Below are 19,093 nucleotides of genomic sequence, written 5' to 3' on the forward strand. Positions count from 1 at the left end.
TGCCCGGACGGGGGTGCTAAGATTCAGCGCTGAACCAACGCACGCCGTGGCGAGAAAGCTTATTCATTATAAATAGGCATCCTGAATAATCAGGATGCATGCACACGCTCGTGCTTATGAATTTCACATTGCTAAACTTATTGAGGCAACGACATGAACAAGGCATATCGGACCATCTGGAATAGCGCGCTGGGCGCCTTCGTAGCGGCGTCGGAGTTGGACACGTCGCGTGGCAAGGGAAAGTCAGGGGCGGCTGCCTCCGTATGCGATGGGTGCAACCGTGAGCGCGGTGAACCTGGTGCTTTGGCGCTGCACGGTTCCAGCCCGCGCGTCCTGACCGTACTGCTGCTGATTGGTATGGGCGGATGGGGCGTGCAGGCGCAGGCGCAGGTGAGTTGTTCTACGGCCCCCTTCAACTTCTACAGCGGCAGCACGACGTGCGTGGGTTTTACGTCCACAGCCTCTGGAGGTGGAGCCACTGCGGTGGGGTATGGCGCTAACAGTACGGGACTGAATGCCTTGTCCTTCGGCTTTCAAGCCATTGCGTCTGCTACCAACGCCATTTACGTGGGCGCGCGCACGGCTCCGGGTACCGGCGCGACCGCGGAGTCGGCGATTGGCATCGGTACGGATGTTGTCGCTAGCGGCTCGGCGGCCATCGGTATTGGCGTTGACACTGTCTCGAGCGGCAACCTTTCGACTGCCATAGGCCCCTCGGCGAAAACAACGGGAGACAACGGCGTTGCACTGGGTGCGAGCGCCAGCGCTGCCGCGTCGGGTGCGGTCGCATTGGGCAGCGGAGCCATCGGTTCGCAAGGCAACGCTGTAGCCGTTGGCTCGGGAGCCAATGCCACCGGTGCCAACGCCATTTATCTGGGAGCGCGTACCGCCGCGGGCACCGGTTCGACGGGGACTGCGTCCATTGCCATTGGCACTGACGTTACCTCTACCGCCGACTATGCCACCGCGATTGGCTTCCAGGCGGTGGGGAGTGGGCCTGCATCCGTCGCGCTGGGTTATATCGCCGACGGCTCCGGGACGCATGGCATAGCGGTTGGCTTTCAGTCCATCGCCAGCGGTCTCAACGCCGTGTACCTGGGGGCGCGTACCGCTGCGGGCACGGGTGCAACGGCCGCGGGAGCGATCGGCATTGGCACGGATGTAAAGTCCTCCGGCCCCTCTTCGCTGGCTGCAGGCACGGTGGCGGTCGCCTCGGCGCAGAATGCCGTGGCGTTGGGGGCGGGGGCCCAGGCCAGTGGCCTGAACGCGCTCGGCATGATGGCCGGCTCCAACGCCAGCGGCGCAAACGCGATTGCGTTGGGTGCGTCCGATTCCGTCGCGGAAGGCGGTTCATCCGCGCCAGCGACAGTGGGCGGTGCCGCGGCGTCGGGTATTCGCGCCATTGCCATTGGCGCCGGCACCAGCTCGGCCGGTTCCTCCTCCATCGCGATAGGCGATTCGTCCCAGACGGGAGCGAATGCGAATGCGATTGCCATGGGTACGAACGCAACGGCGTCAGGAAGTAGCGCCATCGCATTGGGCAGCCAGACAGTTGCGAGCAATGGCAATGCGACAGCGGTTGGTTTTTCGTCTCAAGCGCTCGCGGCGTCGACCGTGGCCTTCGGCGACAGCAACAAGGTGGTGGCGACGGCCGGCGCCGGATCGATAGCGGGCGGCCAGAACTCTCAGGTGCTCGGCGGGACCGGTGCGGTCGCGCTCGGTCAGGCGCAGACCGCCAGCGGCAACGGCGCGGTCGCGATTGGCGATCCTAATGCCGCGAACGGCAACGGTGCGGTTGCCGTGGGCGCGAACAATGCCGCCACAGGCAATGGCGCCGTGGCGCAGGGCAACGGCAACGTCGCCAACGGTCAGGGGGCGGTCGCGCTGGGTAATGCGAGCAGCGCATCCGGCGCCAGCGCACTGGCGTTCGGTGATGTCGCGGCGGCTAATCAGGCCCATGCGATTGCGCTGGGTGCCGGCGCGACGGCCAGCAACGCGAACGACGTTGCGCTCGGTGCGGGCAGTACGACCGCGGCGCCGCATACGGGCGCCACGGCGCTGTACGGCGGCACGGCGGCCGGCATCGCGAGCGCGGCCAATGGTGTGGTATCGGTCGGCGCGGCCGGGCAGGAGCGGCAACTGCAGAACGTGGCGGCGGGCGTGATTTCGGCTGCCAGTACCGATGCTATCAACGGCTCGCAACTGAATACGGTCGTCACCGGCCTCAATAATCTGGGCACGTCGACAGCGGGCACATTGGGTGGCGGCGCCAGCTATAGCGCGGCGACCGGCGATCTCACTGGTTTTAGCCAGCCGGTCAACAGCGTCAGCAGTACCGGGGCCGTGAGCGGACCCACGGCGCAGACGACGATTGCGGGTGCTTTGAGCGCGCTGAATACGAACATTGACAACACGGCGAATATCGCGGTCAAGTACGACGTGGCGGGCGGCACGAAGATCACCCTCGGTGCGACCGGCGGCGCGGGAGCGGGAGCTCCTGTGACGATCACCAACATGGCGCCGGCCGCATTGAACGCGACGAGCACGGATGCGGTGAATGGGTCGCAACTGTATGCCACGAACCAGAATGTGACGTCTATCGTCAACGGCCAGGCTGGTCCGTTCGTATCGAACAACAGCGTGACGGCGGTACAACCGGTGTCGAGCGGCGCGAATGCCAGCGCCGGGGGTTTCGGCGCGAGCGCGACGGGTGCGTCGTCCACGGTGCTGGGCAACCAGTCTACCGACAACGGCAATGCCAAGGCGACGGTATTAGGCCAGGGTGCAAGCATTGCGGCGGGCACGACCGGCAGCAATGTCGCGCTGGGCCAGGGCAGCACCGTGACAACGGGCGCTGTCGCGACCGCCGGTGCGACCATTGGCGGCACGGCCTATACATTCGCCGGCGGTGCGCCGGCCGGTGTCGTGAGCGTGGGTGCGGCAGGCGCCGATCGGCAGATTACGAATGTGGCGGCTGGACAACTGAGCGCCACGAGCACGGATGCCGTGAACGGTTCGCAGTTGTATGCGACCGATCAGGCGGTCAACAGTCTGACCACGACGGTCATCGCCAACAAGACGCATTACTACAGCGTCAACGACGGTGGTACTCAGGGCGGCAACTACGCCGACGACGGCGCCACCGGCACCAACGCTCTCGCCGCGGGCGTAGGCGCGCTGGCTTCGGGGGTGAGCAGCACGGCGGTGGGCAACGGTGCCCAGGCGCAGGCGAACAACGCACTTGCATTCGGACTGCAAGCGACTGCCTCGATCGTCGGCGGCGTGGCGATCGGGTCGGGTTCGGTTTCAGATCGCACGGTTCTGCCCGGGGTGGGGTCTATCGCCAACGGCTCCCACGCGATTCCGTTCAATACCTCCGACGAGACCCTGCTGGGCGCGGTGTCCGTCGGCAGCAGCACCGCCTACCGCCAGTTGACCAATGTCGCCGACGGCACGCAGGCACAAGACGCGGTCACGGTCAGGCAGCTCGCGGGCGCATTGTCATCGTTCTCGGTGACGGGCACGAACTATTTTCACGCGAATTCGACTGCGGCCGATTCACTGGCCGTGGGCGCGCAATCGATTGCGGTCGGACCGACGACCGTGGTGAACGGAGACAACGGCGTCGGCGTCGGCAACGGAGCGGTGGTCGATGCGACGGCGCCCGGTGGGATCGCCATCGGCCAGCAAACGCATTCGGCCGCGGCAGACGCCATTGCGTTCGGCAGCGGCGCGGTCGCGAGCGGTGCGCAGTCAGTCGCGCAAGGCGCAAACGCGAATGCCGCTAACCAGGGCGGCGTTGCTTTGGGTTCAGGCGCGCAAAGTAGTGCCACCGATGCCTTAGCACTTGGCGCCGGGGCGAACTCGACGTTTGCCAATAGCGTGGCGCTGGGCAGCGCATCGACCACGGCCGCGGCGGTGGTGACGACAGGCGGCACCATCAACGGCACGGCCTACACGTACGCCGGTATTGCCCCGACGAGCACAGTAAGCGTGGGCAGCGCGGGCAACGAGCGCACGGTGACGAATGTGGCGGCAGGCCGCGTGAGCGGCGCCAGCACCGATGCGGTGAACGGCTCGCAACTGTATGCGACCGATCAGGCAGTCGACAGTCTGTCCGCGACGGTAACTGCCGGCAAGACGCACTACTACAGCGTCAACGACGGCGGCACACAGGGCGGCAACTACAACAACGACGGCGCGACCGGCACCAACGCGTTGGCGGCAGGCGTTGGCGCCACCGCGGCCGGCGCCGGTAGCACGGCTCTGGGCCAGGGCGCGGCGGCCAATAACGCCAATGCCGTGGCGCTGGGCAGTGGTTCGACCACGGCCGCAGCGGTGGTGACGACAGGCGGCACCATCAACGGCACGGCCTACACGTACGCCGGCATTGCCCCGACGAGCACGGTGAGCGTGGGCAGTGTCGGCAAGGAGCGCACGATCACCAACGTGGCGGCTGGCCAGGTGAGCGGGACCAGTACCGACGCGGTGAACGGCTCGCAGTTGTACGCGACGGATCAGGCGGTCGATAACCTCGCCGGCGTGGTGACGGCCAGCAAGACGCACTACTACAGCGTCAACGACGGCGGCACACAGGGGGGCAACTACAACAACGACGGCGCCACCGGCACCAATGCGCTAGCGGTGGGCGTGGGGGCTGCGGCAAGCGGCGTGAGCAGCTTCGCCGGCGGCGACGGTGCTGCCGCGCAGGCGGCCAACGCGCTTGCGCTGGGCGCCTTGTCGAGCGCATCGGTGGCCGGCGGCGTCGCCATCGGCTCCGGCTCGGTGTCCGACCGCGCGGTGCTCTCCGGCATTGGCTCGATCGCCAATGGCAGCCACGCGATTCCCTTCAATACGTCGAATGAAACGCTGCTCGGCGCCGTGTCCTTCGGCAGCGCGGCCGGCAACACTTATCGGCAGTTGACCAACGTCGCGGACGGCACCCAGGCGCAGGATGCGGTCACCATCAGGCAGCTTGCCGGCGCACTGTCGTCGTTCGCGGTGAGCGGGCAGATGTACTTTCACGCGAATTCCACGGCGGCGGATTCGCTCGCGGTCGGCGCGCAGTCGATTGCCGTCGGACCGACCACGGTGGTCAACGGCGACAACGGCGTGGGCATCGGCAACGGCGCTATCGTCGACTCGACGGCGCCGGGCGGCGTCGCGATTGGCGAAAGCTCGAACGCGGCACAGGCCGACGCAATTGCGCTCGGCAGCGGCGCCGTCGCAAGTGGCGCGCAGTCGATCGCGCAAGGGGCGAACTCGAAGGCTGCGAATGCGGGCGGGATTGCTATCGGCTCGGGCGCGCAAAGCAGCGCCGTCGATGCGCTCGCGCTGGGCTCAGGCGCGAGCGCGACGATGGCGAACAGCGTCGCGCTGGGCGCCGGATCGGTGACGACAGTCGGCGCGCTGAGTAACTACATTGCGTACGGGTTGAGCAGTCCGCAGTCGTCCGCGGGCGAGGTCAATATCGGCAACCGGCAGATCACCGGCGTCGCGGCCGGCAAGGCCGGAACCGACGCGGTCAACGTCTCGCAACTGGACGCGGTGTCGACGCAGTTGACCACGCTGATCAATCAACGGACGACCAACGTCGGCGGCAACGGTGGCAGCTTCTCCTCCTCTCCCGGGACGCCGACGCCACCGGCGTCCACCGGGTCGAATTCGTCGGCGGGTGGACAGGGCGCTTCGGCATCGGCCTCGAATAGCACAGCAGTCGGCAACAGTTCGCAAGCCAGCGCGACTGGCGCGACCGCAGTGGGCGTCGGCGCAACCTCGAGCGGGAATAACTCGGTGGCGCTCGGGGCCAATAGCTCGGACGGGGGCCGCAGCGACGTGGTATCCGTCGGCTCACTTAACGATACGCGGCAGGTGGCGAACGTGGCGGCGGGAACCCAGGGGACGGACGCGGTCAACGTGAACCAGCTCAATGCCGGGCTCGCGCAGGCCAATGCCTATACCGATCAACGGGTGGACCAGTTGCAATCGGGGATCAACTCCGTCGCGCGCAACGCCTATTCCGGTATCGCCGCAGCGACCGCGTTGACGATGATTCCTGAGGTCGACAAGGACAAAACCTTGTCGTTTGGCATCGGCACGGCGGGCTTTCGCGGCTATCAGGCCGTCGCACTCGGGGGAACCGCGCGCATCACCGAGAACATCAAGATGAAAGCAGGCGTTGGCATGAGCCCTGGCGGCACGACCTTCGGGATGGGCGCCGCGATGCAATGGTAGGGCGTAGGCGCCTTCGTTCAAATGCGGACAACATTATCGTGCTCCGAACGGGACGCACGAAAAACAGTATGGAGAACACAATGAAGCAGCTTTGTGGATGGAGTGTGTCGATGGGCCTGGTTTTGCTTGCCGGATGTTCGAGTGCTTCCGGGCCGACCTTTAACGCTTATACGCTGACGGCCGCGGACGGTTCCCAGCTTCATCAGGTCGAATGTCATGGGCTCTTTGAAGGGCCCGCCACCTGTATGAAGGTGGCCCAGCGGATATGCGGTGCGGAACCGGTCCGTGCGGTGCAGAAGGTCGGACGCCTCCAGCCGGACAATGAGCAGTCCGACGTAACGCGGCGACTCACCTTCGCGTGCGGCGACGCACCGGATACGTCGGCTGCGGCGGTCGCGCCCGGGCCGCAAACAGTTGAACAGTTCGTTTTGCAAGCCGATACGCTGTTCGCCTTCGGGCAGTCGAATCTGGTTTCGGTGCTGCCGGGCGGCGCGGCCAGCCTTGACCAGATCATCGTGCGTATCAAGCAGCACAGTGGTGTTCAGTCGATTTCGGTTGTAGGCCATACCGACCGCCTCGGGTCAGAAACGGTCAACCAGCCTTTGTCACTGGCCCGTGCACAGACCGTACGGGAATACATGATCAAACATGGGCTCGACGCTGAGGTGATTCGCGCGACGGGAGTGGGCTCCCGTGATTCGACAACCCAATGTCCGGACGGCGAGAGCAGGGCGGTTATCGCATGCCTTCAACCGGACAGACGGGTTTCCATCGAAGTTCGGGCGCAGTGAGAGGGCTCGGTGCCGGATCCGCTCGCGGGAATGGGGAGGGGCTGCGCTGAACCTGGCTGCGCGGCCCCTCTGCCTCAAATGCAGGTTTTTTAAGCCAATCCCGCTCAAGTAGCGCTTCACATTGCCGATAACAAGCTTGAATGGGCGTTACGAAATGCAGTTGCGGCGCGTAGCAAGGCCGGTGCGTAGCGTACGCGCCGGCAAAGGGAGACCCCTATAACAACTCGAGACGACGGTTGCCATGAAACGACTGGCATCCGGTTATCGTCCGGGAAAGAAGACGGACATAAAAAGTAATGAAGCGACGTCTGATGCAATGCCTCTCGGGGATGGCATTAATAGCTGCAGCGGCAAGTGTGTTTGCCGACGACGGTTTCACCATCACGCGCTTCGAGGTGGAGGGGAACAGCCTGCTGCCGGCTGACGAGGTGCAACGCCTGCTGCAACCGATGAGCGGGCCGCACCGTGTCTACGGCGACATCCAGCACGCGCTCGAAGCGCTCGAAAATGCCTACCGCAAAGCGGGCTACACCGCGGTGCAGGTCTATGTGCCCGAGCAGGAATTGACCAGCGGCGTCGTCAGGCTCCAGGTGAGCGAGAACCGGATTGGCAAGATCACCGTCACCGGCAACCAGCACTTCAGCGAAAAGAATGTCCTCGCCGGGCTGCCGCAACTGCAGAGCGGCCAGTCGCCGAACCTGCGCGCCATCTCCGAGTCGGTGCAACTGAGCAACGACAACCCGGCCAAGCAGGTTGGCGTGACGCTGGAGAGCGGCAGCGCCCCCGGCATGGTCGACGCCGAAGTCAAAGTGGTGGACGACAATCCACTGCACATCTTCGCGACGGTCGACAACACCGGCGCGGCCTCCACCGGCCGCTGGCGCACCGGTGTCGCCATTCAGGACGCCAACCTGTTCGGCCTCGATCAGGTCGGCACGCTGGCGTACACGACATCCCCGGATAGCCCGAGCGGCGTGAGGGTCAACGTCTACTCCCTCGGCTACCGGATTCCGCTGTACCGCCTCGGCGACAGCCTTGACTTCTTCTACGGCAAGTCGAGCATCAACACACCAAGCTCGTCGCCGACGCTTGGCGGTCTGCTCGGCCTGACCGGCAAGGGCGACATCTACGGTTTTCGTTGGAACCACTTCTTCGCCCGCCGCGGCGAGACCACCAGCAAGCTGATATTCGGCTTCGACTACAAGAAGATCGATTCGACCTGTAACGTCAACGGCGTCCAGTTGAGCACCGCGGGACCGACCCCGCCTGTCGCGTCCTGCGTGCCCTACACGACGATGCCGTTCAGCCTGACGTATAGCAGCCAGACGCTTGGCGTCGGACAAAGCATCGATTACGACATCGGCCTCTCGCGCAACGTGGCGACCGGCTCGCAATACACCAACATCGACGGCCGCACCGATCGGTACTCGTATCTGACGCCCGGTAGCCGCGATACCGTCGACGGTTTCATGATCCTGCGCGGCGACGCATCGATCATCAGGAGCTTTGCCAATGACTGGCAGTGGCGGGTTGCAAGCTCCATGCAAGCCACCAGGAACCCGTTGGTGTCGTCGGAACAGTTCAGTCTGGTTGGCATATACGCTGTGCGCGGTTTTACCGAGCGCGCGGTGACGGCCGACAGCGGCGTGTTCGTCAACGCCGAGATCTACACGCCTCCACTGGTCAGCAAGGGCAACCTGCGCCTGCTGGCATTCCTCGACTTCGGGTATGGCCACAACAGCAATGTCGGCAGCAGCGGCATTCCGGCGAACCTGAACGTCTCGAGCGTGGGTGTCGGCGCACGTTACGTCTTCGGCCGCAACGTCAACGTCAGGTTCGACGTCGCGCGAGTCGACGCGGCCGGCAATTCACTCACCGAGAAGCGCGGAGACTTCCACGCCGACGTCAGCGCAAGCCTGGGCTTTTGATATGACAAATCGAAATCAATCGAATAGGCGGACGGCCTTCTCGCCGTTGCGCATGTCGGCGATGGCTGTCGCGGCTATTCTCCTGACGTGGAATATGCCGGCCATGGCGGCAGCGCCGGCGGCAAACGCTCTGCCGACTGGCGGCAAGGTGACGTACGGCGCCGCCACGATCACGCAAAATGGCAACGCGCTCAATGTCAACCAGAGCAGCGGTTCAGCGATTGCAAGCTTCGGGACGTTCAGCATCGGCGCCAACGCAGTCGTCAACATCAACCAGCCGGGGGCGGCATCGTCTTTCCTCGCGCGCGTGACCGGTTCGGATCCTTCGCAGATCTACGGCCTGCTCAAGTCCAATGGCATGGTCGCGCTGATCAATCAGAACGGCATCCTGGTCGGGCCGTCCGGCGTGGTCGACGTGTCGCGCTTCATCGCCAGCACGCTCAACATCAGCGACAGCAATTTTCTGGCGGGACGGCTGACGTTCAATACCGGTGACGTGGCGGGCCATGTCGAGAATCAGGGTGTCATCAAGACGGCCAGCGGTGGCAGCGTCTACCTGATCGGTGCCGACGTGAAAAATAGCGGCGTCATCACCAGCCCGAACGGCGAGGTTCTGCTGGCAGCCGGGCAAACGGTGCAACTCGTCGACACCGGCACGCCGGGCGTGATGGTCAACGTGACCGGGGCCAATGGCAACGTGACCAACCTCGGCAACATCGCAGCGCAAGCAGGCAGCATTGGTGTTGCTGCCGGCCTGATCAACAACAGCGGCGCCATCAACGCCAGCAGCGTGGTGAATCAAGGTGGCCGGATCTTCCTGCGTGCCTCGCAAAACCTGACCACGACGGCAAGCTCGAGCATTACGGCCAGCGGGGCAGCCCAGGGCGGTAACGTCACGTTGTATTCGGACAAGATTGCGTATCTCGACGGCACTATTTCGGCGACCGGCCTTGCCGGACCGGGCGGTTATGTCGAGACATCGGGCAGGCAGTCGCTGGATGTCGTGAAGCTGCCGAGCGTCGGTACGGGCGGTAAGTGGTTCATCGATCCCTACTCCCTTGAGGTGGTGGCGGGGGGGACCAGTAATGCGTCCACCTCGGAGAACGTGATCACCTCGACGGGTTCGGGCTCCACCATCAGCGCCAGCACGGTGTCGAGCGTGCTCAACAGCGGCACCAATGTCGTCCTCGCCACCGGCGCCGATGACGGGACCACTGGCGGCAACATCACCGTCAGCGCCGCCATCAACAAGACCAGCGGCTCGGCGGCCTCCCTGACCCTGAACGCCGACGGCAACATCAACATCAACGCCGATGTCACCAGCACCTCGGCTACGCTCGCGCTGAACCTCAACACCAACGTCCGTGGCATCGAAAGCGGCGCGCACGCAGTGACCGTCAGCAACGCCAACCTCGGCCTCAATGGCGGGGCGCTGACTGTCAGCGACGGCTTAGGCGCGTCCGGCAACGGCACTATGGTGCTGGCGAGCGGCGGCTCGCTTGACCTCAGTCACGGCGGCAGCCTGTCCGCCGGCAACCTGACGCTTCAGGCCGGCGGGACGCTGAACGCCAATGCTTCCGCCAACCTCAATCTCGGCGGTACATTGACCAACGGCGGTACGGTGTCGCTGAGCAATTCCAGCCTGAATGCGGGTTCGTTCCTCAATACCGGAACGGCCACGTTCGCCAACGTGACGGGATCGGTCAGCACTGTCAGCAACCAGGGCACCCTGTCGATGACATCGGGCAGTTCCCTCAGCGGCGAAACACTCACCAACACCGGCCAACTCGCGTTGAATAACGCCACGCTGAATTTCGGCACGTTCACCAACGACACCGGGGGAAATCTGTCCGGTAACGGCACGATTTCGGTGGCGTCCGGCACGGGCGCTCTGCTCAACAACGGCACGATCTCCCCAGGCGGCGACGGCGCGATCGGTTCGCTGTCGATTAATGGCGGCTATAGTCAGAGCGCCACCGGCACACTCGTGATCGACGTTGCCGGCGCCAGCAGCTACGACACGCTGAGCTATTCCGCACCGTCTCTCACGCTCGGTGGAACGCTGCAAACGAATTTGCTGGGCGGTTATGTCCCGACGTTGGGGACCACCTTTGCCGCGCTGTCCGGTCCCGTCAGCAGTACCGCGCCCGGTGTATTCCGTCATGTCCTCGGTAACGTGATCGACAGCCCCGGCGGTCTGCAGATGATCAAGCCGGTTTACAACGGATCGGGGCCGGGCTTGTCGCTTGCGATGGCGGGATCGGAGAACATCACTTATACGGGCGGCACCGAGAGTCTGTGGGGCAACACCTATTTCTGGTCGACCGGTTACTTCCCAACGGCCATCGACAACGTCATTGTGGCTGCAGGCGGACGTTTGTCGCATGGTTACTACGACGGTGTCGATACGGTCAACAGCATCACGTTCAACACGGGTTCCAGTCTGTATCTGTCGGGCGGCACGCTTAATGTGACCAATATCAACGGCAGTGGCAGCGTCGCTGCCGGCGGTGGCGTTCTGGGTTATACCGGCGTCGCCAACCTGGCTGCGCTGTCGCTGACCGACGGGGGAAGCATCGTCGGCACCGGCAGCGGTTCCCAGCTCAATGTCGCCAGCAGCTTTGCGCAAAACGGCGGCACGATCTCGACCAGCGGCGACATGTCCGTGACGCAAAGCACCGGCGACCTGGTGGTGGGCGATATCACCGCGCGCAATCTCACGCTGAACGCGGCAAGCGGGGCGATATCCCAGCAGTCTTCGCCACTGCATGTCACGCAACAGTTGAGCACGTCGTCGGCCAATGGCACGACGCTGACCCTTGCCGGCAATCAGATCGCCGGAATTTCCGCCAGCAATGCCACGACCGGCGACGTCGCGATCGTCAATCAACTCAACACTGCCGACACCAGCGCGGTGAGTGTCAACCGTATCAGCAACTCTGGCGGCAACGTCAGGGTAAGCAACACTGGCGCGATGATCGTCGGCGCGGCCGGTGTCAACGCGTCAGGCGGCATCGATCTGTCGGTCGCCAATACGGGTGCTTCGACCGACAATCTCACCCTCAACGGCGTGCTGACATCCGGCGGAGGGAACATCAACTCGTTCGCCGGCAACAACATTTCGGTCAATGCGAACGTCGCGACATCGGCACCGGGGTTAGCCACGTTCACAGCCGTCAACGGCGCCGTGACGTATGCGGCTGGCGTCAGCATTACTGACGCCCACGGCACGGTTGTGCCGGTGGCGACTGTGGCGCCACCGGTTGTAACGCCTGTGCCTCCTGTGACGACTACGCCGCCTGCGACGACCACGACCACGACGACTACTACGCCTGATTCTTCGCAAACGGTGGTGTCTGCTGTGACGCAAGCGGTGACGCCGGTATCGAATGCCGTCGTTCAGACTGTGACGTCGACCCCGGCGACCACCACGACCACCACGACCACCACGCCTTCCACTACATCAACCACTACCAGCACTTCACCGTCCGCGGAAGCCATGACGGTGGGCGGTGAGCCTGACACGTTCGGCGGCAGCGACACGTCGACAAACTCGAGTCAAGGCACCCAAAAAAGCGGCAGCAAATCCACCACGACCAAACTGTATTGCAGCTGATATCCCGACCATGAAACGAGTCATCAACACAGCCCGGTGGCATGCCCGCACGATGTTCCGGCTCACGCGGCAATTCCTGTTTCTACTGGTCACGCTTGGCTGCGGCAGCATCGCCCACGCGCAGGCGGTGGGCACGGTGACGCACTTGTCCGGCGTGCTGACGGTGAAACACGCCGATGGCAGCGCTGCGATGCTGGCGGTCAGGTCGTCGATATGGCAGGGCGACACGTTGGTCACCGAAGCGAACACGTATACCCGGGTGAAATTTGTCGACGACGGCGAGATGGTCTTGCGCCCGTCTTCGCAGGTTGTCGTCAAAAGCTACGTGTACGACGTGGATCACCCGGAGAAAGACCGTGTCGCCATCCAGCTGGTCAGCGGCGGCCTGCGCTCCGTAACGGGGCTCATCGGCAAGCGCAACCATGATGCCGTGAGCTTCGAGACGCCGAAGGGCACCATCGGTGTACGTGGCACCAACTTCGGCGCGGTGTTCTGCCAAAGCGATTGCGGCAGCGTACCGACGCCGAATGGAAACGTGCCGCAGAACGGTCTGTATGTCGACGTGTCGCAGGGCGCCATCGTGCTCTCCAATCCGGCCGGCCAACAGGTCTATCAGACCGGCCAGTTCGGCTATGTCGCCAACCTGAACACCCCACCGGTAGTCATTCCACCGACCAAGGGTGTGCCGGTAACGATGCCGCTGTCGATCAGTAAAAATGTGCCGGCGACGGCCACAAATGCGACGGGTACTAACGTGGACTGCGTGGTGCGGTAAATGCCGCAAAGTGCGTGCGTGGCCGATACCAGATCTTTGATAAAGATTGATGTGTGGATGCCGTTAACTATCGTTGGATGCAGATTCCACATTCAAAGCAGATTCATGCGATTCGCTTAATCAGCCAGATAGAAATCGTGGGGCGGAAACGAGCAGAGTTCGCTGGATCAAACTGATTGAATCATTCAACTACACAGTAAAGAGAAGTTAGGACATGCAGAAGGCAAAAAAGAATTTTCTCCGGGTTGGGGCAATGCTTGCCCTCTCTACGTTCGTGGCGGGCTGCGCGATCGACCCTTCCTCTCCGACGCTATCGGGCCAGAACTTTGCGCCCGAGATGACCGGCGCGTTCAATGTGGTGGAAATGAGCGATAGCAGAGCGGGATTTTCCCGCCTGACCACCTCTTTCAGCGCCAACGGAACAATCGGCTCGCTTGTGTACGACTACTCCAATGGGAAGCGCATGGATGTCGAGCTCACGGGTTGCGCATCGTACACTCGCCGTATTCTCCCGGGCGTGATGCATGACAACGCCACGGTTGAACAGGACATTCATGAGGTCCGTTGCCGATCCACGGGGTCTATATGGCGCGTCGCAATTTTTCGGAAGGGTGCGCCTGGAACGGGTATCACTGCGTCGTTGAAGGCGGCGACGGGCTACGAATTTTCCTTTGATGTTCCCTTTAAATCCACGGTTGCAGTCGAACCCGCCCGGAGTGCGAGTTAATAAAGGAATCCGAACAATCGGAAAAAATGGCCTTGCCGCATGACAAGGAAAACGATGGTCGAGAAACGCATCACTTCAATTTCGCCCTCCAGTGCATTTACTCACGGGGCTCTTGTTTCGTTTTTTCTCGCATACCCACTGGTGGCGTTGATGCGTTTTTTCCAGCACTTTGATGGTCCGATAGACGGCCGCAGCCCGTGGTGGGCCGCGTGGGTGCTGCTACCGATTGGCTTTGCTCTCGCCAGCGCTGTATGGGCGATGCTCGCGAGCCTGGCGTATAACGGCGTCGCCCGCCTGTTGGGCGGTGTCCGGTATAACGGATAGGGCAAGCAGTTGACGGCGTCATAGACATGGACGCATGCCGGTGTTACGTCGACAGCAGAGAAAGAAATCAGAAGACTAATGCAGTATCCAGCAACGGTCGCAACGACGGACAGTGATGACGCTCGCGCCTTTCGTGATTTGGCCTATGGCGTCTAAACCGGTTGTCATGCCTGACTCGGTGATGGCCTTGAAGTATTCTTCGTCGGTTCCGGCCGTCCACGCACCTGCGGTCTTGGTGCTATTCAGGACGACAATCCGTTTGCATTTTTGGGTCAATTTTTTCATCTTGCTGTCAAAATTGGCAAAAAAATCAGCCGGCGGATTCAACCGATGAATGCGGCCAACACACTAAAGGTTGCATGGCCAGAAGTAGTCGTTGTTGATGAAGAATCATCGCGTTCAGGTCGCCGACGGCCAGCGCCACGTTATGCAGCCGCAGACCGCGCGCGGGCGGGGGAGTGAGATGAGCTCTGTACATGACGGTTGCTCCTGGCAGCGCACGAGCCATACGGTTGCGCGTCGTTGATTCAGGATTCAGCGCTGGGGCCAGCCGCAGGTGACCAGCTCGGGTCGCGCTGCGAGTCGCGCCTAGACTGCCAGCGACGCGTTTTGCGGGAACAGCGCTCGACGGGTTTCCTCGTCGAACTCCGCTTTCAGCGTGAGCTTTTCCTTCAACGCCTGGGCCCGCGCGGCGGCTGGACGTGCAGAGATTTCTTCGACCAGACGCTTGACGTGCGGATAGTCGGTGAGACCCTTCTCGCCGAGGATGTAGCCGGCGAAATTGGCCCAACCCCACAGCGCCATATCGGCGATCGAATAGGTATCGCCGGCCAGATACTTCGACGCAGCGAGACGTGCGTCGAAAATGCGGTAGTGACGCTCGACTTCCTTCAGGTAGCGGTTGCGTGCATACGGCAGGGGTTCCGGCGCGTGGTGCTGGAAGTGCACCGCCTGGCCCGAAAGCGGCGATAAGCCGGTTGCGACGAACATCAGCCATGACAGCATTTCCGCATGTTGCGACGGCGTGGGCGGCACGAACTTGCCATGCTTCGTGCCCAGGTGCAGCAGGATTGCGTGGGAATCGAATACGACGATGCCGTCGTCCACGATGGCCGGCACCTTGCCGTTCGGGTTGATCTTCAGAAACTCGGGCTTGTGTTGCTCGCCCTTGAACGTATCGACGGCCACGAGTTCGAACGGCGTTTGCAGTTCTTCGAGCATAAGCGCTACTTTCAGCGGATTCGGCGACGGATGGAAGTAAAACTGAATCATGGTATTTCCTTGAGGATAAGACGAAGCGGATCACAGCGACGCCGATGAAGCGTGGCCTGTCGTTGGTTTGGCGCGTGCTTCGGATCGCGCCATCTGATGGGTTAGGGCAGGTAGCGGGCTAGCGCCGCGCGGGGCCGGCAAGCAGGCGCTACCTTCGAGCTTACGAGCGCCGTGGCGCGGACTCCGCGAGCCACGCGCGGTCGTGCGGCGCCAGGAAATCGAGCACAGGGCCGAGCGGCACGATGCCGGACGGATTGATCCCGCGATGGCTCTCGTAGTAGTGCCTTTTGATGTGCTCGAAATTGACCGTGTCCGCCACACCAGGAATCTGATAAATCTCGCGTGTGTAGGCTGAGAGATTCGGGTAGTCGGCGATCCGGCGCAGATTGCATTTGAAGTGGCCGACGTAGACCGCGTCGAAGCGAATCAGCGTCGTGAACAAGCGGATTCTTGAAGTAATCTCCGGGGAAGACCCGCTACCCGGTCTTCGTGACGCCTTTGGCAAACTGCTCGAGGAAAACGATCGTCTGCGTGAAGAGCTCCGCGATCTGTTTGACGAAGCGCCCATTCCTTACGTGCACGAAGGGTTGGACTCACGTTTCATCCGTGCCAACCGCGCGGCAATGAACGTGCTTGGCATCGGGCCTGAGGACATCACCGGGACCTTCGGGGATTCCTTCGTGGCGCCCGGCCCGGAGAATCAGCGCCGCCTGCACGAGGCATTCGAGTCCGTCGGACAAGGGAACGAAATGGGAGGCGTCGTGCTTGAGTTGGTTCGCAAAGACGACGGCAGGCCAATCTGGGTCCTGTGGTGGTCCAAACCCGCCCCAAACCGGAATTACACCCGGACCATGATGGTGGACATCACGGACCGTGTGCTGATGGAGCAGACAAAGACCGCATTGGAGTTCACCCTGGAATCGGGGCAGGTCGGAGACTGGGACCTGGATCTGATTCACGACACGTCGCGCCGCTCGCTGCGTCACGACCAATGCTTCGGCTACAACACCCCTTTCCCCGACACGGAATGGGGGATCGAGGTATTTGTCCGCCACGTGCATGCCGCGGATCGCGAGCGTGTCGAAACAACGCTTCGTCTGGCTGCGCAAGGATTGCTGGATTGGGCATCGGAATTCCGCGTCGTGTGGCCAGATGGCAGTATCCATTGGCTCGCCGCATGTGGGAGGGTTTATCAAACGAAGGAGGGCGTAGCGACACGGATGCTCGGCATCGTGATGAACATCACGGAACGCAAGCGTGCCGAAGAAGCCCTTAGCGCGTCGGAGCAGCTCGCTCGCGGCCAGGTTGAGGCGCTCACGCATACGCTGGATGCCTTGTCGATGGAGTCCGCTTCCGACCGGCTGGCCGAGCACGTCGTGCGCACCATCACCGAACAACTGGGCGCGCATAGCAGCAGCGTGTGGCGAAGGGGGGAGCCAGGAGGCGGAGTTGAGTTTGAGTTCGCTTTCGAAAACGGCAAACTCGTGACGAAATCGGCTGCTGCTCTTGCGGGGGTCGGCATGTCCATGGCAGCCGGCAATGACGGGCCCTTAGCCGAAGTTTTTCGCACCGGCAAACACACCGTCGCGGAGCTCCGTGATTTACGATTTTCCCCATGGCGCGATCGTTCGATCACGCAGGGAATCGTGAGCGTTCTCGCGGTGCCGATGGCGATTGGCGGGCGTGCCGAAGCCGTGATTAGCATCCGCTTCACACACCGGCGCGTCTTTCGCACAGAAGAAATAGAACTGGCACAGGCATTGGCCAATCAGGCGATGCTGACGATGCAATTGGCACGTCTATCTGCCCGCAGCCGCCAATCAGCCGTGATCGCTGAACGCAACAGAATGGCGCGTGACATTCACGATACGCTCGCCCAGGGATTCACCGGCGTGATCGTGCAATTGCAAGCGGCGGAAGACGCACGAGGGCGGAGTTTGGCCATGGAGGCAGACCAGCATCTCAAGCGGGCTGGTGACCTCGCGCGCGAAAGTTTAAAGGAAGCACGGCGTTCCATGCAGGCGCTCCGGCCCCAGGCGTTGGATGAGAAAGATCTGTGCGAAGCGCTGGATGGGCTTTTCAAGAAGATGACAGCGGGCACGGCCGTGCAGTGTGAGTTCACCCTAGAGGGACAATCAAGGGTGCTTCCGCCGGATTGGGATGAGAATCTTCTTCGCATCGGCCAGGAGGTGTTGACGAATGTGCTTCGTCACGCTCAAGCCAATCACTTCAAGGTCAAAATTGCCTTTGAGCCAGAGAGCGTTCGCCTGGAGTTGCGCGACACCGGGCGTGGTTTTGATCCCACGGCGAAACGCGATGGATTTGGTTTGCTAGGCATTGCCGAGCGAGTCGAATTCATGGGGGGACGACTTGTTATTGAGAGCGCTCCCGGGATGGGTACTGCGATATTGATCTCACTGCCTTTTCACGACGATTCAGGCTCTGAATTTCTGAACCAGGCAGGGCACGACATGTACCGATAGGTGGCAACTGTGGGTTCATGCCAGTTTGGTTTTCGTTCCTTTAGCCGGATATGAGCGATGAGTGTGACATCTCAAGCAGGACAGGGCGACAGCCCACTCGAAAAGATACGGGTGTTGATTGCCGACGATCACGTGGCAGTGCGAGAAGGGCTGGCAGCAATGATCGGCCGTCAGGCCGACACCACGATCGTCGCAGAAGCAGCCACCGGGCGCGAAGCGGTCGACCTTTGGCTGGAGCATCGCCCCGACGTTACGCTCCTCGATTTGAGGATGCCGGTATTGGACGGTGTCTCAGCAATCAACGAAATCCGCAGTCAGGACGCGTTAGCTCGCGTCATCATTCTGACGACGTTTGACAGCGATAGCGAGATCGCCAGTGCAATCAAGGCAGGAGCAAAAGGCTACCTGCTAAAGGATGCGCCGCGGGAAGCACTATTTGATTGTATTCGCAAGGTGCATGCGGGTGAGACATGCATCCCGCCTGCGTTGGTAGCGAAGCTGGCAGCGGGCATGAGCAATGAAGCACTCACGAGTCGGGAGCTTGACGTCCTGACATTGCTCGCGCGTGGCAAAAGCAACAAGGAAATTGGTGGCAGCCTGTACATCAGCGAAACCACCGTAAAGTCACATCTGCGCAGTGTATTCATGAAGTTGAACGTCGTCAGTCGCACGGAAGCGATCGCCGTTGCCACCCGGCGCGGCCTCATTCAGGTTGAGACGCTGCGACGGGGCGGTCCGGTCGCCCTTTTTCCTTCCGGTGCGATGACGGAGCGCGGTTCGTTTATCCGTCTGGCGCCGAGCGGCCGACATTATCTTTTGCAAAAATGACACGCGATTAGACTATCTGCAGGATCACCGCGACGATGAGTATAAGTAACCTCCTGGCGGCATCCGACGTTCAAGACCCGATGTCGCCATTTTTACTTCATCCATTGAAAGGAAA

At 62.2% G+C, this 19,093-nt stretch carries 11 protein-coding genes and 1 pseudogene; 9 read left to right on the forward strand and 3 right to left on the reverse strand.

Features of this window, described 5'->3' with window-relative positions; genetic code table 11:
- Positions 1-153: 153 nt before the first annotated feature.
- The 7 genes from PQR67_RS36660 to PQR67_RS36690 all read left to right on the forward strand — a co-directional run bounded on the left by PQR67_RS36660 (position 154) and on the right by PQR67_RS36690 (position 14,395).
- Positions 154-6,234 (forward strand): ESPR-type extended signal peptide-containing protein, encoded by a 6,081-nt coding sequence (locus PQR67_RS36660; protein WP_408467678.1) that lies wholly within the window; start codon positions 154-156, stop codon positions 6,232-6,234.
- Between the two features lie 80 nt (positions 6,235-6,314).
- A complete protein-coding gene (locus PQR67_RS36665; protein WP_408467679.1) occupies positions 6,315-7,025 on the forward strand; it encodes an OmpA family protein in 711 nt (236 codons plus the stop codon).
- Positions 7,026-7,321: 296 nt separating this feature from the next.
- The gene (locus tag PQR67_RS36670) at positions 7,322-8,953 is read left to right on the forward strand and encodes a ShlB/FhaC/HecB family hemolysin secretion/activation protein (protein ID WP_408467680.1); all 1,632 of its coding nucleotides are present in this window, start codon (positions 7,322-7,324) and stop codon (positions 8,951-8,953) included.
- Between the two features lie 52 nt (positions 8,954-9,005).
- Positions 9,006-12,569 (forward strand): two-partner secretion domain-containing protein, encoded by a 3,564-nt coding sequence (locus tag PQR67_RS36675; protein ID WP_408467681.1) that lies wholly within the window; start codon positions 9,006-9,008, stop codon positions 12,567-12,569.
- Positions 12,570-12,579: 10 nt separating this feature from the next.
- A complete protein-coding gene (locus PQR67_RS36680) occupies positions 12,580-13,344 on the forward strand; it encodes a FecR family protein (protein ID WP_408467682.1) in 765 nt (254 codons plus the stop codon).
- 214 nt (positions 13,345-13,558) lie between these two features.
- A complete protein-coding gene (locus PQR67_RS36685) occupies positions 13,559-14,071 on the forward strand; it encodes a hypothetical protein (protein ID WP_408467683.1) in 513 nt (170 codons plus the stop codon).
- Between the two features lie 54 nt (positions 14,072-14,125).
- Positions 14,126-14,395 carry a hypothetical protein gene (locus PQR67_RS36690; protein ID WP_408467684.1) on the forward strand — a complete coding sequence of 90 codons (270 nt, stop codon included), beginning with the start codon at positions 14,126-14,128 and terminating at the stop codon, positions 14,393-14,395.
- A gap of 75 nt (positions 14,396-14,470) precedes the next feature.
- On the opposite strand, the gene PQR67_RS36695 is transcribed toward PQR67_RS36690, so the two are convergent.
- The 3 genes and pseudogenes from PQR67_RS36695 to PQR67_RS36705 all read right to left on the reverse strand — a co-directional run.
- Positions 14,471-14,680 (reverse strand): hypothetical protein, encoded by a 210-nt coding sequence (locus tag PQR67_RS36695; RefSeq protein WP_408467685.1) that lies wholly within the window; start codon positions 14,678-14,680, stop codon positions 14,471-14,473.
- Between the two features lie 303 nt (positions 14,681-14,983).
- Positions 14,984-15,667: a glutathione S-transferase family protein gene (locus PQR67_RS36700; protein WP_408467686.1), complete on the reverse strand. Its 684-nt coding sequence runs from the start codon at positions 15,665-15,667 to the stop codon at positions 14,984-14,986.
- A gap of 160 nt (positions 15,668-15,827) precedes the next feature.
- Positions 15,828-16,115: pseudogene (locus PQR67_RS36705) on the reverse strand (glutathione S-transferase family protein); the annotation flags it as partial.
- On the opposite strand from PQR67_RS36705, the gene PQR67_RS36710 reads away from it, so the two are divergent.
- Both PQR67_RS36710 and PQR67_RS36715 read left to right on the forward strand, forming a co-directional pair.
- Positions 16,102-18,150, forward strand: coding sequence for a sensor histidine kinase (locus PQR67_RS36710; RefSeq protein ID WP_408467687.1), 2,049 nt, complete (start codon positions 16,102-16,104; stop codon positions 18,148-18,150). The pseudogene PQR67_RS36705 and the gene PQR67_RS36710 overlap by 14 nt on opposite strands.
- Positions 18,151-18,207: 57 nt before the next feature.
- Positions 18,208-18,978 carry a response regulator gene (locus PQR67_RS36715; protein WP_408467688.1) on the forward strand — a complete coding sequence of 257 codons (771 nt, stop codon included), beginning with the start codon at positions 18,208-18,210 and terminating at the stop codon, positions 18,976-18,978.
- Positions 18,979-19,093 lie beyond the last annotated feature (115 nt).

Source organism: Paraburkholderia fungorum (assembly GCF_046026025.1).
GTDB classification, from domain to species: Bacteria; Pseudomonadota; Gammaproteobacteria; order Burkholderiales; family Burkholderiaceae; genus Paraburkholderia; species Paraburkholderia fungorum_E.

Coding starts and splice junctions, on each gene's coding strand:
- PQR67_RS36700 (WP_408467686.1), bottom strand. CDS start 15,667: ATGATTCAGTTTTACTTCCATCCGTCGCCGAATCCGCTGAAAGTAGCG.
- PQR67_RS36685 (WP_408467683.1), top strand. CDS start 13,559: ATGCAGAAGGCAAAAAAGAATTTTCTCCGGGTTGGGGCAATGCTTGCC.
- PQR67_RS36715 (WP_408467688.1), top strand. CDS start 18,208: ATGAGTGTGACATCTCAAGCAGGACAGGGCGACAGCCCACTCGAAAAG.
- PQR67_RS36670 (WP_408467680.1), top strand. CDS start 7,322: ATGAAGCGACGTCTGATGCAATGCCTCTCGGGGATGGCATTAATAGCT.
- PQR67_RS36665 (WP_408467679.1), top strand. CDS start 6,315: ATGAAGCAGCTTTGTGGATGGAGTGTGTCGATGGGCCTGGTTTTGCTT.
- PQR67_RS36695 (WP_408467685.1), bottom strand. CDS start 14,680: ATGAAAAAATTGACCCAAAAATGCAAACGGATTGTCGTCCTGAATAGC.
- PQR67_RS36680 (WP_408467682.1), top strand. CDS start 12,580: ATGAAACGAGTCATCAACACAGCCCGGTGGCATGCCCGCACGATGTTC.
- PQR67_RS36675 (WP_408467681.1), top strand. CDS start 9,006: ATGTCGGCGATGGCTGTCGCGGCTATTCTCCTGACGTGGAATATGCCG.
- PQR67_RS36690 (WP_408467684.1), top strand. CDS start 14,126: ATGGTCGAGAAACGCATCACTTCAATTTCGCCCTCCAGTGCATTTACT.
- PQR67_RS36660 (WP_408467678.1), top strand. CDS start 154: ATGAACAAGGCATATCGGACCATCTGGAATAGCGCGCTGGGCGCCTTC.